Below are 15,287 nucleotides of genomic sequence, written 5' to 3'. Positions count from 1 at the left end.
CTGTGTGCCGATCCGGCACAAATTCGACCGCTCATACCGGTTGTCCTGATGACAGAGCGAATTCCGTGCCACCTGGAAATTAAGGTTAACAAACGGTTTCGATTGCTTCGGCCGCAGCGGGCTGGCACCTGAATGAACATCACTTCACGAAGGATTGCCTTCGGCACAGATTTTGAGCTCTGGGTATTGGGAGCTCACCGACCGTTCAGTTTTTACTGGACGGTCTTTTTTTGTTTGCTTATGGCTGGGCGCGCTGTCCGGCGATGCGCAATTGCCCGGCCGACTGGGTCGGATTGAAACGGACATGCGGACGGAAGAGAGCAGCAGCCATGGAACGAGATCAGGCAGCGACGCCACCGGAGGCGGAGCGGGAAGGCGCCGTCCAGCGCACGCACGAGCCCGCATTCAACCTGCCGGCGGGGCTGACGTGCATCCTGTTGTTCCTCGTCGCTATTCATGCGCTTCGCACCTATGTCTTCTCGAGCAGTCTCGACCAGGATATCATCCTGAACTTCGCCTTCCTTCCAGCGCGCTATGATCATCCGCTTGCCGAGCAGAGCCTTGCGTGGCTCTGGAGCCCGGTGACGTATTCGTTCCTGCACGGAAGCTGGGAGCACCTGATCTTCAATATCTTCTGGATGGTTGCCTTTGGGGCACCGGTGGCCCGGCGCATCGGCATGGCGCGGCTGGCTCTCTTCTGGGCTCTTTCGGCCGCCGCTGCCGTAGCACTTCACACAGTATTTCACTGGGGCGAGATGATCGTCGTGGTCGGCGCCTCGGGGGTCGTTTCGGGTTTCATGGGTGGCGCGGCGCGATTCGTGTTTTCGCCAAGCGGCCGCATCAGTCGGCAGTTCGCCCACCTCAATCGCAGGCTTTCCTTCAGCGAGGCGCTCTCCAATCGCTCAGTCGTCGTTTTCAGCGGCATCTGGTTCCTGACGAATTTCCTCGTCGGGTTCGGCATGTTCACGCCTGGCGGAGCCGACAGCGTGGCGTGGGAAGCGCATATCGGCGGTTTCCTCTTTGGCTTCCTCCTGTTCGCGTTGTTCGACCCACGCGATTGAGAACGCACCGATCCTGTTGCGATCATTGTCAGAACGCTTGATTTCCCGGGAACGCTGGCGCACCATTTGAAACGGCCGATATTGTCCATGGACGGTGCGGCCCGTGAAGGCCGGGTGCTCAAAGGTATAGCGCGTTTCTGAGGAGCGACGCGTCAGCCTTGCAGGTACCGGAGTGGGTATAGGTTCCGTTGCCCGACTGTGCCGCACACGACAGGCTGGAACCTTCCCCGCCGACCCGGCGTCGTCGCAACGGGGAGAAGTGTGCATGTCAGTAAAAGCGATACTCAATGAAAAGGGCCGGAACGTCGTGACCGTCGGTCCTCGCATGACGGTTCAACAGGCCGCAGTCCTTCTGCGTGACAATCATATCGGCGCAGTGATCATCATCGATGCGGATGATCAGATCACCGGCATCCTGACCGAGCGCGATATCGTCGCCGCCATTGCCAAACATGGCGCTGCCTGTCTGGAGAAGCCGGTCTCGGCCGTGATGTGGCAGAACGTCTATTGCTGCACCGAGGAAATGTCCGTCGATACGCTGATGGAAATGATGAGCAAGCTGCGAGCCCGTCATCTGCCAGTTGAAACGAATGGGCACCTGGCCGGCATTATTTCGATCGGTGACGTGATCAAGCATCACATTCGCGCGATGGAGCAAGAGGCCGAGCACATCAAGGCCTATATAGCTGGATAATTGAAAGGGGCGGTTTCCGCCGCCCTTTTGTTGTCCGTCTGCGGCGCAATCTCGAACAGTCGTGCTGAACGCGCGCTGGCACTTTCCGCCATCGCTAAATGTGCGACCGGTACAGCAATCCCTTGGAGCAACGCGGAAACCTGGCATTGCGCCCGTTGTCAGCGAACCAGGACTTCCTGCATCCGGCGGATTTCGGCGAGCTTGGCTTTCGCTTCCTGATAGCCGCGATCAATCGCCTCTCCGGCGCGGTGGAATTCCGAGAGCCCGATGTCGTTGAGCTTCGGATGGAGGGCCAGATCCGGAGGATCGCCGGCAAGGCGCGCACGCGAGATGCGATCCTGAATGATGTTGAAGGCCTGAACCATGACGCTGGTCATGCCCATGCGCGCCGAGTGGTGCGTCGGCTCGTTGATGGCCGGCATATCCAGGGTCTCTGTGCCGGCGCTGTGTTTGACCACGGCAGAGCGGCCATAGAGATCGTAGTTAAGGTTCACGGCAACGACGAGCTGCTGTTCATGCGCACGGCATACCGAAACCGGTACGGGGTTGACCAGTGCGCCGTCCATTAATGTCCGGCCGTTGGCATTGATCGGCTCGAAGATGCCGGGAAGGGCATAGGACGCGCGGATGGCGGTGATCAGAGAGCCCTTTTCCAGCCAGACTTCGTGGCCGCTATGCACCTCGGTTGCAACCGCAATGAACGGTCGGTCGAGGCTCTCGATGCTTAGGCCCTTGAGATGCTCCTGCATGCGCTTGGTCAAGCGCAGCCCACCGAAGAGGCCGCCGCCGCCGATGGCGAAATCGAGCAGGCCGGCAATGCGTCGTACAGTCAGTGACCGGGCAAATGCTTCCAGTTCATCGAGCTTGCCGGCGAGATAACAGCCACCGACAAGAGCGCCGATGGAGGTACCGGCGATCATGCCGACCTCGATGCCTTCTTCGTCGAGCGCTCTGAGCACGCCGATATGGGCCCAGCCGCGAGCGGCGCCGCCGCCGAGCGCGATTGCGATCTTGGGCGGTCTGGGCGGCACGGCGGGTTCAGATGGTGTTGTCGAGAGTGATGACCCGTCCGGGTCGGTCAGGTCGGCAATCTGGCTGCTACGCGTAAAAGTCCAGTTCAACATCCGGCACCTCCAACACCGCCGAACACGTGGCAGCGCAACACGTCCTTCAGAATGCGCGAAGGGCGTCGTGGCGCTCCATGCATTGACTCAAACTTCCGAAGACCAGATTCGATCCTGGAACGACGCAATAATTTTGAGCGCACTTGTCTGGAGGAAAACCTGCCAAGCCGGCGCTGGTGCCGGCCTTGTCCTTATTCATCGCTGAAAGACTGGCACCGTTATTCAGATTACCATCGATCCTGTCGCCGCGTGCGGCGGGGCCGATAAACATTCACTACAGTTTGCAATGTTACCCGGCTTGCGGCCGTTCCCAGGGAAACTGCATCCTTGCCGAAGGATTAGGCGCCCGCTGGGTTACCAAAATATCAACGCAGTATGCACCCGCCCCAAAAAGATGCGCAATGCTTAATTTTTGTCATAAACCTCGGTCGGGTCGAAATGCCTGATGTCGTCGGTGATCGTAACGGTAGCACGGCCGCCATCGGTGCCGACCGTTCGATAGAAGCAGGAGCGGCGGCCGGTGTGGCAGGTTGCGTCGTGTCCGGCGACCGACACCTTGAGCCAGATGGCGTCCTGGTCGCAATCGGTGCGAATCTCTTTCACCGTCTGAAGATTGCCGGAGCTCTCGCCCTTCTTCCAGAGGCTCTTTCGGGAGCGGCTGTAATAGTGGGCGACGCCGGTCTCGATCGTCAGCGCCAGCGCTTCGGCGTTCATGTGCGCGACCATCAGCAACTCGCCGTCGCGTGCGTCGGTGACGACGGCGGTGATCAGCCCCTTTTCATCGAAGCGGGGCGTGAAGGCCGGACCGTTTTCCAGTTCGACATTGTTGGAGGAGGGGGTCTCGAATGTGAGCGTCATGAAAGGCTCCGTTGGTAGGAGCCTTACTTGAAGCCCCGCAGCATCGTCATGAAACGGGCCTGTTCGGCCGGTTCGGTCTGGAAAGTACCCGTAAATGTGGTGGTCAGCGTTGTCGAGCCTTGCTTCTGAACGCCGCGCATCGCCATGCACATATGTTCAGCCTCGATCATCACCGCGACCCCGCGGGGCGCCAGCGACTCGTCGATCGCCTTGGCGATCTGGGCCGTCATCGATTCCTGCGTCTGCAGCCGGCGACCATAGATATCGACCACGCGGGCGATCTTCGAAAGCCCAAGAACCCTTCCATTCGGCAGATAGGCGACGTGCGCCCTTCCGATGATTGGCACCATGTGGTGTTCGCAATGGGAATAGAACGGAATGTCCTTGACCAGCACCATGTCGTCGTAGCCGGCAACCTCTTCGAAGGTCCGGCCGAGCACGTCTTCGGCTGCGAGATCGTAACCACTGAAAAGCTCGCGGTAGGACTTGGCTACGCGTGCCGGCGTATCCAACAGGCCCTCGCGACTCGGATCATCACCTGCCCAGCGCAGCAGAACGCGCACGGCGTCCTCGGCCTCTTTTTGCGTCGGCCGGTCGCTCGCATTGTCGAGCACGGGGAAATTCTTCACTATGGCATCCATAATGGCCTCTTTGCGCAATACGGGGATTGCTTGACGTTTTATCTTTCGGACAACTCGCCACTGGCCATTCGCCTAACCCTGCAGGCTTGGGTTCCGTCGGCGGGCTCCGGGGCTTTCTGGTCCTTGCTTAGCAGTGCAATGGACCGTCCGGCACGGTTTCCCAAACAACAGGCGACATTTTGATCCTCTTGCGGAACTGTCGCCCCAACACGACATAGCATATAGTATGGTGCCACAGAGATGAAAGAGGCCGAGGGGACTGCGTCGTGCTTTTTTCCTGCCTATAGGAGAAAATCATGCGCCGATCACCCAAAACCGCGAAAAATCAGCCGGATCGCGTCAAATGATGGATGACATTTACAACAATCGTATTCTCGACTTCGCCGGCAATATCCCGCGTATCGGGGTTCTGGAAAATGCCGATGCCGAAGCGGTTGCGCATTCGAAGCTTTGCGGCTCGAAGGTCCGGATCTGGCTGAAGATGGACGGCGACGTGGTCACGGATTTTGCCCATGACGTCAAGGCTTGCGCGCTCGGGCAGGCATCGTCGTCGATCATGGCTCGTCATGTCGTCGGCGCGCAGGCGAGCGAAATCCGAAAGGCCCGCGACGAGATGCTGGCGATGCTGAAGGCCGACGGGGAAGGTCCCTCTGGCCGTTTCGAGGACATGCGGTTCCTGAAGCCGGTGAAGGACTACAAGGCCCGGCACGCCTCGACCATGCTCACTTTCGATGCTGTCGTCGATGCGATCGGCCAGATCGAGGCCAGGCGTCTGGCGACGGCCGTCTGAGCCATGTGCCGGGATCCGCATTGCGAACATCCGCCCATGGCTGGCTCTGAGTCTGCGGGCGGCGGGCGCAACTGGTCCGGTCCTTTCCGCAGGACGCCGGGGCGCCTGCTTGGCATGGCCTTCATCCGTGCCTATCAGTTGACCCTTTCCAGTTTCATCGGCAATGCCTGCCGGCATCTGCCGACCTGTTCGGAATATGGCTATGAGGCAGTCGCACGCCACGGCCTGTGGGCCGGTGGTTGGATGACGCTTTTTCGCGTCGCGCGTTGTGGCCCGGGCGGAACCCATGGGTTCGACCCGGTGCCGGAGCGCCTGAAGGGCAGGCATCATTGGTATGCGCCGTGGCGCTACTGGCAGCCGCGGCCAAAGGGCGGATGAACGCGATGACGATCCCGATGGAATATCGGCAGGCTTCGGTCGATTTCGACCGCTTCATCACCGATGCCCGCGATATCTCAGGGCTCCAGACGACGAACCAGGCCTATACGATGGTTCAGGCCGTGCTGCAGACCTTTCGTCGTCGCCTGGATGTCGAGGATGCGATCCTGTTTGCCGACGTGCTGCCGCCGGTTCTAAGAGCGATCTTTATCGCCGAGTGGGATCTCGAAGAACCCACGAGCCCGTTTTCGGGAAGGACGGCTATGACGCTCGAAGTGCAAGCGCTGCGTGGAGACCACAATATTTCGCCGGATACGGCAATTGCCGATGTGGCGGCAGCCTTGCGGAAGAACGTCGACGAAGCGAAGCTCGATCGCGTATTGGCCCATTTGCCGGCCGGTGCCGCCGACTACTGGCGTGCATGAGCCAAGGAGTTCCCTGCGTGAACAGCTACGTCGCGCTGCTCTATAGTATCGTGCTCAGCGAAGGGCGGCGCGTTGTGATGGGTGATCTGAAAGCCATGGCCGAGCGGCTCGGTCACCGGTCACCGCGCACACTCGCCGCCACGGGCAACCTGTTGTTCGAAACGGACAGGGTTGCCGTCGGAGAGCTGGAGGCGGCGCTCGAGACGGCATTCGCCGAGACGTTCGGCCGGCAGGTCGACATCATCGTTCGTCCTGGTTCCGATTGGCTGAGGCTTGCCGCAGCCAATCCGTTTCGCGTTGAAGGCGAGGAGGACGGCACCCGCGTCCATGTTCGCGTGATGCGCGAGCCGCTTTCCGGCGCCGTGCCTTCGGATTTCGAACGCTATTGCACTGCCGGCGAGCGTCTGGCGGTCGTCGATGGCGACCTTTGGGTTCATTTCACCGGCCAGGCAAGCGAATCGAAACTGCTCGGCGCCTTGACCAAAAAACGTCTCGGCATCGGCACGTTCCGCAACTGGAACACGGTTAAGGGCCTCGCCGCGATGCTTCGTGCATCCTGCATGTTTCCTTAAATCCTATTCGATTTAAGGATAAAAACATGCAGCCATTCAAAGTGCTACAGCGACCTTTGCGCGTCTGATAAGACGCGCGGCGCTGTAGGCTGTCCTTGCCTTTACTCCGTTTCGAAAAACCTCTATCAGGCCTGCGTCAAATAGCCGGCGGAAGCCGGTCAGTCATACCACACCATACCACCCGCATTCGTTGGCGGGACTGGATAGGAGATCATGATGTCGAATCCCGTTTCCCTTACATTTCCTGATGGCTCCGTCCGCGAATACGCCCCGGGCACGACCGGGCGCGATGTCGCCGAGTCGATTTCGAAGTCGCTGGCCAAGAAGGCCGTCGCCATCGCGCTCGATGGCGAGCTGCGCGACTTGTCCGATACCATCGCCGATGGCCGCATCGAAATCGTCACCCGCGACGACAAGCGTTCGCTTGAGCTGATCCGCCACGATGCGGCGCACGTGATGGCGGAAGCCGTGCAGGAGCTGTGGCCGGGCACGCAGGTGACCATCGGACCGGTGATCGACAACGGCTTCTACTACGACTTTGCCAAGAACGAGCCCTTCACGCCCGACGACCTGCCGGTCATCGAGAAGCGCATGAAGGAGATCATCGCTCGCAACAAGCCGTTCACCAGGGAAGTCTGGCCGCGCGAAAAGGCACGCCAGGTCTTCGCCGACAAGGGCGAGGCCTACAAGGTAGAGCTGGTCGATGCGATCCCGGAGGGCCAGGATCTCAAGATCTACTATCAGGGCGACTGGTTCGACCTTTGCCGCGGCCCGCACATGGCCTCGACCGGCCAGATCGGTACGGCATTCAAGCTGATGAAGGTTGCCGGAGCCTATTGGCGCGGCGACAGCAACAACCCGATGCTGACCCGCATCTACGGCACGGCCTGGCATACCCAGGAAGAGCTTGACCAGTACCTGCATATCCTGGCCGAAGCGGAAAAGCGCGACCATCGCCGCCTCGGACGCGAGATGGATCTCTTCCATTTCCAGGAAGAGGGTCCGGGCGTCGTCTTCTGGCACGGCAAGGGTTGGCGTCTGTTCCAGACGCTGACGGCCTATATGCGCCGCCGGCTCGCCAACACCTATCAGGAAGTCAACGCGCCGCAGGTGCTCGACAAGTCGCTGTGGGAAACGTCCGGTCACTGGGGTTGGTACCGCGACAACATGTTCAAGGTGACGGTCGCCGGCGACGACACCGATGACGAGCGGGTCTTCGCGCTGAAGCCGATGAACTGCCCGGGTCATATCCAGATCTTCAAGCATGGCCTGAAGTCATACCGCGAACTGCCGGTGCGGTTGGCCGAATTCGGCAACGTCCATCGTTACGAGCCATCCGGTGCGCTGCACGGGCTGATGCGCGTGCGCGGGTTCACCCAGGATGATGCCCACGTCTTCTGCACCGACGAGCAGATGGCGGCCGAGTGCCTGCGCATCAACGATCTGATCCTTTCGGTCTACGAGGACTTCGGCTTCAAGGAAGTCGTCGTCAAGCTGTCGACCCGTCCGGATAAGCGCGTCGGTTCCGACGAGCTCTGGGATCGCGCCGAAAGCGTCATGACCGACGTGCTGAAGACGATCGAGGCGCAGTCCGAAGGCCGCATCAGGACCGGCATCCTGCCGGGCGAGGGCGCCTTCTACGGTCCGAAGTTCGAATATACACTGAAGGACGCGATCGGCCGCGAATGGCAGTGCGGCACGACACAGGTCGACTTCAACCTGCCGGAGCGCTTTGGCGCCTTCTATATCGACAAGGATTCCGAGAAGCGTCAGCCGGTGATGATCCACCGGGCGATCTGCGGTTCGATGGAACGCTTCCTCGGTATTCTGATCGAAAACTTCGCCGGCCACATGCCGCTGTGGATCTCGCCGCTGCAGGTCGTCGTCGCGACAATTACTTCCGAGGCAGACGACTATGGTCGCGAGGTCGCGGAGCTTCTGCGTGATGCCGGACTTACGGTCGAGACCGACTTCCGCAACGAGAAGATCAACTACAAGGTCCGTGAGCATTCGGTGACCAAGGTTCCGGTCATCGTCGTTTGCGGCAAGCGCGAGGCGGAAGAGCGTTCGGTCAACATCCGGCGTCTCGGCTCGCAGGCCCAGACGGCGATGTCGCTCGACGAGGCGATCGCTTCGCTCTCGGCTGAGGCCACGGCGCCTGATCTCAAGCGCAAGGCTGAAAAGAAAGCCCGGGGTTAACACCCCGGGACCTTCGCTCTGTCAGCAAACTGTCATATTAGCGGAATATCCGGATGCTACAGCGCCGCGCGTCTTATCAGACGCGCAAAGGTCGCCGTCGTACTTCGAGTTGCTGCATGTTCCTATCCTTAAACCGGGTACGATTTAAGGAAGCATGCAGGAGGCCATCCATCGGAGACTTCCGTGCAGTTCAAAGAGCTGTCTTACGCAAATGAAAATGACCGGCGCCTGAAGCGCTGGTTCATCCGCTCCATGGAGGGCCTGGCGGGTCGCAACCGATACGTCAAGCTTTACGCGCGTTGGCAATCCGACGTCGTCGGCAAGAGCGACCGGATCTTCGGCGAGATGCTGAAGCTGATCGATGTCCGCCTGCGGCTTCAGGGCGAATGGCCGCCTCGGCACCTGCCGGACACCCCCTGGTTATCGTTGCCAATCATCCCTTCGGCATCGGCGATGGCATTGCCGTTCTGGCGCTTGCCGAGCAACTCGGCAGGCCGTTTCGGGTGCTGATCAACAACGAGCTGTTGAAGGTGCCGGAGATGGCGCCCTATTCGCTGCCGGTGTCCTTCGAGGAGACGAAGGAGGCCTTGGCGCTGAACATGGCGACGCGCCACGAAGCGGTGCGATTGCTGAAGGACGGCGTGACGATCGTGATCTTCCCGGCCGGCGGCGTAGCAACGGCGCGCTCGGGCTGGGGCAGGGCCGAGGATCTGCCGTGGAAGATCTTTCCGGCCAAGTTGATACAGGCCGCGCGCGCGAACGTCATACCGATCTATTTCGAGGGGCAGAACGGCCGCATCTTCCATCTCGCCAGCAAGGTCTCGCTGACGCTCAGGATCTCTCTCCTGATCCGCGAATTCCGAAGGCTGTCGGGCACGACGATCGCGGCCCGCATCGGGCATATCCTCACCTGGGAAGAGCTTTGCTTGCATGCTGACCGCAAGGATCTGCTCGGTCGCATCTACGAGGCGGTCTTTTCGATGGCACCGCCGCGTCGCCGTTTCCTCAAGCGTGCCGGCTGACGTAGCGTCAGGCGTGCCTGCCGCACGGTCAGCCTGGCGGCGTCAGATCAATCCTGTGCTTCCGCGGCTGCTTCCGGGCTTGCGGCCGCGCCGCCATTGGTCAGCAGCACTTCGATATCGGTGTTGACGCCGGCCTTCACCGTGAAATCGCGCTGGTAGATCTTGTTCTTGTTTCTTGCGACAGCCGTATAGTTGCCCTCGAGAAGAACCAGCGTCGGGAACGCCCCTTCCTCCTGGTCGACGATGTCGCCCGCCGAAGTCAGGATCGACCAGCCGGTGTCGGCGATGGCTTCGCCGCCCGGCTCGGAGACCAGCTTCAGCGTCAGCTTCGCAGCCTTGTGCTGGATCGTCGCTTCGGTCAGCTTGCCGGCTTCCACCTGGATGTCGGCCGTGATCACCGCATTTGTCGTGCCGTAGTTGGAGCTGACATGATAGGTGCCGGCGCCGAGGCGAAGGACGGTGCTGGGCTTCACGTCGGCGGCAATCAAGGCCCGTTCGCCATCGCTCTGCGTTTCGGACGAATAGATGGAGAAGCTGAGTTCGCCCGGCGGGATGCGCACATCGCTGCCTGAGACCGCATTCAACGTCATGCCGCCAGCATCAAGGACCAGTACCTGCTTGTCGAGCACGCCGTCTTCCGGGATGCGGATCTTGCGCGTCGCGGCCGCACGGCCAAATGCGACGTTGACGAAATACTCGCCCGGCACCAGGCTGAAGGCCGTCGATCCGCCTTCGGACGTCGCCAGCAGCGGCAGCTTGCCGTCGCTTCCGGGGATCGGGCTGAACACGCGCCAGGTCAGGCCGGCCTCGACGGGCTGACCCTTGCCGGTCAGAAGCGCCTCGAGTTTCACGTCCTTCAGTGTGCCGCCCTGTGTCGGGTCGCTGGTCAGCGGACTGAAGCCGGTCAGCTTCTGCGTCTTGCCGGTGGTGGAAATGGAGGGAAAGCTCTCGAAGGCCTCCGTGGCGTCCTGCGCCAGGACGCTGCCGGCGGTGATGCTTGCGAGTGCGACCGCCAAACCGGTTCTGATGAAAATACGAGGGCAGGTGCGCATGAGAGCAGTTGACTTCCTGACTGGGTGACTCCACTTGAGACGCCGGTATGGCATTTTCGTGGCTGCCGGTCGGCGGCAAAATAGTGGAATTCACCCAATATGAAAACCGAAATAAAGCTCGTTGACTATCTCGCGTCCCGCCGGTCCATTCCCGCTTTTCAGATGGGTGAACCAGGACCCGGTAGAGCTGAAGTCGAGGAAATGCTGAAGCTCGCCTCGCGTGTGCCGGATCACGGCAAGCTCGCTCCGTGGCGGTTCATCGTTTACCGCGGCGAAGAGCGGGCGCGCATCAGCGCCGAACTGAAGACAATGGCACTCGCCAAGAAGCCCGATCTGTCTGACGAGATGATCAAGGTCGAGGAGACGCGGATGACGCGGGCTCCGGTCGTCGTTGCGGTCGTCAGCAAGGCAGCCCCGCATTTCAAGATCCCGGAATGGGAGCAGCAGATGTCGGCCGGTGCCGTTTGCCTCAACCTGCTTATGGCGGCCAATGCGCTCGGCTATGCCTCCAATTGGCTGACCGAATGGTACGCCTTCGACGAAGCTGCCTATCCGTTGCTCGGCGTTGAGCCGGGCGAGAAGATCGCCGGCTTTATCCACATCGGCACCGCTACGGTCCCGCCAACGGAGCGTCCACGCCCGGAACTGGCCGAGATCGTCACCTGGGTCGGAGAAGACGCCTGATGTTCTACGACACGGCCGCAAACAGGCATGGCCTGCCGCATGATCCGTTCAAGGCCATCGTCTCGCCGCGGCCGATCGGCTGGATCGGCACGCGCGCCACGGACGGCTCGCTGAATATCGCGCCCTATTCCTTTTTCAATGCGATCAGCGACCGGCCGAAACTCGTGATGTTTTCGTCGAGCGGCTACAAGGATTCGGTGCGCAACATCGAGGCCACCGGCGAATTCACCGCCAGCTTCGCCAGCCGGAATCTGAGCGAGGCGGTCAACAAGACCTCGATTGCAGCTCCCCATGGCGAGAGCGAGTTTACGATAGCCGGGTTGACGCCGGTTGACGGGACGTTGGTCAAGGCGCCGTTCGTGGGCGAGGCCTATGCGGCGCTGGAGTGCCGGATGACCGAGATGTTCCAGCCAAAGGGGCTCGATGGCGAGCCCTCGGACAATTACGTCGTCATCGGCCAGGTGGTCGGCATCCACATTCGCGACGAGGCGATCCGCGACGGTCGTTTCGACATGGCGACGGTCCGCCCGCTCGCCCGCCTCGGCTACATGGATTACTGCGACGGCGGCGACGTCTTCCAGATGGTGCGTCCCACGCGCTGAGGCGTGGGTAGTCGGAGGAAGCGTCAGCCGCCTGTATCCAGCCATGCCGCTTGCTCCGGCGAGCGGCAGACCACGGAAGAAAAGCCATTGGCGCGGCTGGCAGCGAAGGCGCGCCGGACGGCCTTTTCAGTCACTGCCGTTTGCGGCAGCATTTCGTAACAGCCAAGACCCGCTTCATGGGCGCGAAGAGCAGCAGCGGCGCGCCCGGCGGCGATTGGTGCGACCAGAACCTCATCCTGCGGCTCCTTCGATGGTCTGCAGCCGATAGCCGCCGCCAGCGCAGAGGCATCGAAAATAATTCCTTCGAGACGCGGCGAGCTTTCGCCAAGGGAGTAGGGCGAAAGTACGCTTTCGGGGACCGAGCCATATTCGGCAAGGATAGCGACCTGCTGCAGGCGATTGCCTACGTTCGCCTCCGCGACGCGCAGCATGACATCGAGCCTCTGCACATCTGCGCGGCTCCGGCATCCGGAAAGCAGGACGCCGCTAATGTCGTTGCGAAGAAGCGAGGCCATGTCCTCCGCTGCCAGGCGGTTGATTGGAGCGATCCGTGCGAAGACACGGCAGGCACCGCGCGCGACTGCCACCAGCTGAGCTAGTGCATCGTCACCAAAACCGAGATCGACAATAATGCCATCGAAAGCGTTGAGATCGACGGACGTCGGTAGCGGCGCGCCGGCGCTCTGAAACAGCAGTGGTTTCATGGTTTTGAAGCGGTTAACGGACATGGTGAACCAATCTTAAACCTTTGCCGGCTAGGCTTCCAACATCAGGTGGCTTTGGGTGTCTAGTGGGGCGTCGGTGATCATACAAGCATTTCTTCGCTGGGTGGAGACGGCGAGAACGGGCGATCGTGCCCGCGCTGCCCGGGCCCTCGGTCGCGCCTATGTCGACGCGCAGATGAACGGTATTGATCGTCAGGCTGCCGAAATGGCAATGACCTTTCTGCTCGACGATCCCTCTCCGAAGGTACGTTCGGCTCTGGCCGAAGTGCTCGCGCCATCCTCCGATATTCCTCGTGCCATCATTCTCGGGCTTGCCGAAGACCAGCCGGAAATCGCCTACATCGTCATTTCCCGCTCGCCTGTTCTGACCGACGAGGACCTTGTCGATCTTGCAGCCCGGGGCTCGGTCGAGACACGGGCGCTGATTGCGGCCCGCGCATTCGTGTCACGTTCCGTCTCAGCCGCTATCGCTGAAATCGGCGGCGAAGAAGAAATGCTGATCCTGCTTGAAAATGGCGGTGCCCAGCTGCCGCGCCGGTCGTTGAAGCGGATCGCTGAGCGTCTCGGCTATTCCGCTGCCATCCGCGATCTGCTGCTGGACCGCGCCGACTTGCCAAGCGATGCCCGGCACGCGCTCGTCGAAGAGGTGGGGGCAGCTCTCGCCGCCTTCGGTCTGGTTCAGATGGCGATCGGAAAGACGCGGGTAGAGCGGATCACGCGCGAGGCCTGCGACGTCGCAGCGGTCGGCATGGCCGGCGCTTTGGCTGTGGATGAATTGCCTGACCTCGTCGCTCATCTGCGCGGGACCGGTCGCCTGACGCCGGCGTTCCTGTTGCATGCACTTGTCACCGGTCGGGCGGAGTTTTTCTCGGCAGCCATCGTCGATCTCTCTGGCGTCACGGAAAAGCGCGTTCGCTCGATCCTCTCGAGCGGCCGCATCCATTCCATTCGCGCCCTGTTCGAGAGCGCCGGCCTTGGGCGTGACGTCAGCGAAGCGTTCGCTGAGGCGGTCCTGCTCTGGCGCAAGGACGGCACGACCGGCACGGACGATTGTCGCGCCTCGGTCTGTGCCGCGCTGCTCGCAAGCTTGCACGGTCAAAGGGCGCCTTCGCCGGCCTGCAATGCAATGGCGGAAATTCTCGAGCGTCTGGCCTTTGCCGAGCAACGGCAGTCTGCCCGCGACTATGCCCAATTGGCCGCGCGCCAGGCCGCCTGACGTCAATTCGCCGAAAGGTCAGCCAGCCGTGCTGGCCGCCAAACCACGAGCGCCGAAAGCCTGATGAATGACCCCGCCTGATTGCGTCAGTCGGTGAACCGCCGCGCCACCCAGGAATAACCGTCCTCGATGTAGTGAACCGGCTTGCTGACCAGGGTCTTCAGCTTCTCACGGTCGGGAACGGCGCCGGAGAGAAACGCAAGGGCGCGCTTTGGCAGGGTCGGTTGCACCTCTGCTGCCTGCGGCGCCGGCGTCTCGGGCTGCGGAAGCGGAGCGACGACCTCCGGCTGCGGATCATTGGTGGCGAAGCCGGGGCCGGAACTCTCGCAGACGGCGACGACCACGGGATAGTTGGCATTGGAAAAGCGCGGCAACTGTTTCTGCGAATCCGTATCGCATTGGGCGATCGAGGGCCATGTCCCGTCGACCGTCGAGATATATTGGCACTGGCTGACGTCGTGGTCACAGCCAAGGATGGTCATAACGATCAGGGTGGCTTTCATGGTCTGGCTGTATCCATCTGGGCGCCGGTTGCACGACTTCTGCCTGTGTGATTCTTCCGGAATTAGGGCAATGGCCTGAACGCGCAGAAACAATTTGTTTCGCCGCGTCATTCGGATTGATGGGCAGGTCTGGTCCTTGCGCAATTTGACGTATTGGGTGCCGACCTACAGGCCGTTAGTTTCGCTTCAGAACCGCAAACGAACCAAGCCATTGCCGAGGATAAAAATTGCCTGACGTCACGATCGCCGAAGAGTTACCACGCCAGCCGGAAATCCTGCGCCTTCTGGAAATGTCGGACGCCTATGCCGCATTGCTCTATCCTGCGGAAAGCAACCACCTTGTCGATGTGCCGACGCTGGAGAAGCCAAGCGTATCCTTCTTCGTCGCGCGTTTTGATGGAATTGTCGTCGGTTGCTGCGCGCTGGTCGAAGCCGGCGATGGTTCGGCGGAGATCAACCGCATGTTCGTCGACCCGCAGGCGCGGGGACTGAAGGTCGGAAAGCGTTTGTTGCAGACAGTCGAGCGGCACGGCGAGAACTGCGGTCTTGATATCATCCGGCTTGAAACCGGTATTCACCAGCCGGAAGCAATCGGGCTCTACAGGAGCGCCGGATATGTCGAGCGCCCGCCTTTCGGCAACTACCAGCCGGATCCGCTGAGCCTGTTCATGGAGAAGGCGCTGCGCACACCTGCAGATCTCGATCGATAGTCGGAGCGGCGTCTTTGAAGGCGCCTCGCAA

Annotated in this window: 18 protein-coding genes and 1 pseudogene; 12 read left to right on the top strand and 7 right to left on the bottom strand. The window is 61.1% G+C overall.

Annotated features, from left to right (window positions below; all coding sequences use genetic code 11):
- The first annotated feature begins 329 nt into the window (after positions 1–329).
- Together ASD03_RS14390 and ASD03_RS14385 are read left to right on the top strand one after the other, a co-directional pair.
- Positions 330–1,061: a rhomboid family intramembrane serine protease gene (locus ASD03_RS14390; protein WP_025426722.1), complete on the top strand. Its 732-nt coding sequence runs from the start codon at positions 330–332 to the stop codon at positions 1,059–1,061.
- 265 nt (positions 1,062–1,326) lie between these two features.
- A complete protein-coding gene (locus tag ASD03_RS14385) occupies positions 1,327–1,755 on the top strand; it encodes a CBS domain-containing protein (RefSeq protein ID WP_025426723.1) in 429 nt (142 codons plus the stop codon).
- 158 nt (positions 1,756–1,913) lie between these two features.
- On the opposite strand, the gene ASD03_RS14380 is transcribed toward ASD03_RS14385, so the two are convergent.
- From ASD03_RS14380 to folE, 4 genes are all read right to left on the bottom strand, one after another.
- Positions 1,914–2,879: a patatin-like phospholipase family protein gene (locus tag ASD03_RS14380; RefSeq protein WP_025426724.1), complete on the bottom strand. Its 966-nt coding sequence runs from the start codon at positions 2,877–2,879 to the stop codon at positions 1,914–1,916.
- A gap of 46 nt (positions 2,880–2,925) precedes the next feature.
- Complete coding sequence (locus ASD03_RS38960; protein ID WP_146160899.1) at positions 2,926–3,150, bottom strand: hypothetical protein; 225 nt, start codon at positions 3,148–3,150, stop codon at positions 2,926–2,928.
- A 134-nt stretch (positions 3,151–3,284) separates the two neighbouring features.
- The gene (hisI, locus tag ASD03_RS14375) at positions 3,285–3,737 is read right to left on the bottom strand and encodes a phosphoribosyl-AMP cyclohydrolase (protein ID WP_057214228.1); all 453 of its coding nucleotides are present in this window, start codon (positions 3,735–3,737) and stop codon (positions 3,285–3,287) included.
- Between the two features lie 23 nt (positions 3,738–3,760).
- Positions 3,761–4,378, bottom strand: a complete 618-nt coding sequence (gene folE / locus ASD03_RS14370; protein WP_025426726.1) for a GTP cyclohydrolase I FolE — start codon at positions 4,376–4,378, stop codon at positions 3,761–3,763.
- Between the two features lie 343 nt (positions 4,379–4,721).
- Between folE and ASD03_RS14365 the strand changes: the two genes are divergently transcribed.
- The 6 genes and pseudogenes from ASD03_RS14365 to ASD03_RS14340 all read left to right on the top strand — a co-directional run bounded on the left by ASD03_RS14365 (position 4,722) and on the right by ASD03_RS14340 (position 9,764).
- On the top strand, positions 4,722–5,168 hold the full coding sequence (locus tag ASD03_RS14365) for an iron-sulfur cluster assembly scaffold protein (RefSeq protein WP_025426727.1): 447 nt from the start codon (positions 4,722–4,724) through the stop codon (positions 5,166–5,168).
- Positions 5,169–5,171: 3 nt separating this feature from the next.
- The gene (gene yidD, locus ASD03_RS14360) at positions 5,172–5,546 is read left to right on the top strand and encodes a membrane protein insertion efficiency factor YidD (RefSeq protein WP_025426728.1); all 375 of its coding nucleotides are present in this window, start codon (positions 5,172–5,174) and stop codon (positions 5,544–5,546) included.
- Complete coding sequence (locus ASD03_RS14355) at positions 5,543–5,971, top strand: DUF2267 domain-containing protein (protein ID WP_025426729.1); 429 nt, start codon at positions 5,543–5,545, stop codon at positions 5,969–5,971. The genes yidD and ASD03_RS14355 overlap by 4 nt, the downstream gene beginning before the upstream one ends.
- Before the next feature lie 17 nt (positions 5,972–5,988).
- Positions 5,989–6,543 carry a DUF1697 domain-containing protein gene (locus ASD03_RS14350; RefSeq protein WP_057205107.1) on the top strand — a complete coding sequence of 185 codons (555 nt, stop codon included), beginning with the start codon at positions 5,989–5,991 and terminating at the stop codon, positions 6,541–6,543.
- Between the two features lie 216 nt (positions 6,544–6,759).
- A complete protein-coding gene (thrS, locus tag ASD03_RS14345) occupies positions 6,760–8,742 on the top strand; it encodes a threonine--tRNA ligase (protein ID WP_025426731.1) in 1,983 nt (660 codons plus the stop codon).
- A 183-nt stretch (positions 8,743–8,925) separates the two neighbouring features.
- A pseudogene (locus ASD03_RS14340) lies at positions 8,926–9,764 on the top strand (lysophospholipid acyltransferase family protein).
- Between the two features lie 47 nt (positions 9,765–9,811).
- On the opposite strand, the gene ASD03_RS14335 reads toward ASD03_RS14340, so the two are convergent.
- Positions 9,812–10,816: a hypothetical protein gene (locus tag ASD03_RS14335; protein ID WP_057205104.1), complete on the bottom strand. Its 1,005-nt coding sequence runs from the start codon at positions 10,814–10,816 to the stop codon at positions 9,812–9,814.
- A gap of 99 nt (positions 10,817–10,915) precedes the next feature.
- Here ASD03_RS14335 and ASD03_RS14330 point away from each other — a divergent pair, with 99 nt between their 5' ends.
- Both ASD03_RS14330 and ASD03_RS14325 read left to right on the top strand, forming a co-directional pair.
- Entirely contained in the window at positions 10,916–11,500 is a 585-nt protein-coding gene (locus ASD03_RS14330; RefSeq protein ID WP_025426734.1) for a nitroreductase, read from the top strand.
- Positions 11,500–12,102, top strand: coding sequence for a flavin reductase family protein (locus ASD03_RS14325; protein WP_025426735.1), 603 nt, complete (start codon positions 11,500–11,502; stop codon positions 12,100–12,102). The genes ASD03_RS14330 and ASD03_RS14325 overlap by 1 nt, the downstream gene beginning before the upstream one ends.
- Positions 12,103–12,125: 23 nt before the next feature.
- Here ASD03_RS14325 and ASD03_RS14320 read toward each other — a convergent pair whose 3' ends face one another.
- Positions 12,126–12,830, bottom strand: a complete 705-nt coding sequence (locus tag ASD03_RS14320) for an aldolase/citrate lyase family protein (protein ID WP_025426736.1) — start codon at positions 12,828–12,830, stop codon at positions 12,126–12,128.
- 73 nt (positions 12,831–12,903) lie between these two features.
- On the opposite strand from ASD03_RS14320, the gene ASD03_RS14315 reads away from it, so the two are divergent.
- Positions 12,904–14,043, top strand: a complete 1,140-nt coding sequence (locus ASD03_RS14315; RefSeq protein WP_057205100.1) for a DUF2336 domain-containing protein — start codon at positions 12,904–12,906, stop codon at positions 14,041–14,043.
- Between the two features lie 86 nt (positions 14,044–14,129).
- On the opposite strand, the gene ASD03_RS14310 is transcribed toward ASD03_RS14315, so the two are convergent.
- A complete protein-coding gene (locus tag ASD03_RS14310) occupies positions 14,130–14,546 on the bottom strand; it encodes a hypothetical protein (RefSeq protein ID WP_025426738.1) in 417 nt (138 codons plus the stop codon).
- A 227-nt stretch (positions 14,547–14,773) separates the two neighbouring features.
- Between ASD03_RS14310 and ASD03_RS14305 the strand changes: the two genes are divergently transcribed.
- Entirely contained in the window at positions 14,774–15,256 is a 483-nt protein-coding gene (locus tag ASD03_RS14305; RefSeq protein ID WP_057214225.1) for a GNAT family N-acetyltransferase, read from the top strand.
- Positions 15,257–15,287: the final 31 nt, after the last annotated feature.

The organism is Ensifer sp. Root127, from assembly GCF_001425225.1.
GTDB classification, from domain to species: domain Bacteria; phylum Pseudomonadota; class Alphaproteobacteria; order Rhizobiales; family Rhizobiaceae; genus Ensifer; species Ensifer canadensis.
This window is presented reverse-complemented; position numbering and strand designations above follow the sequence as displayed.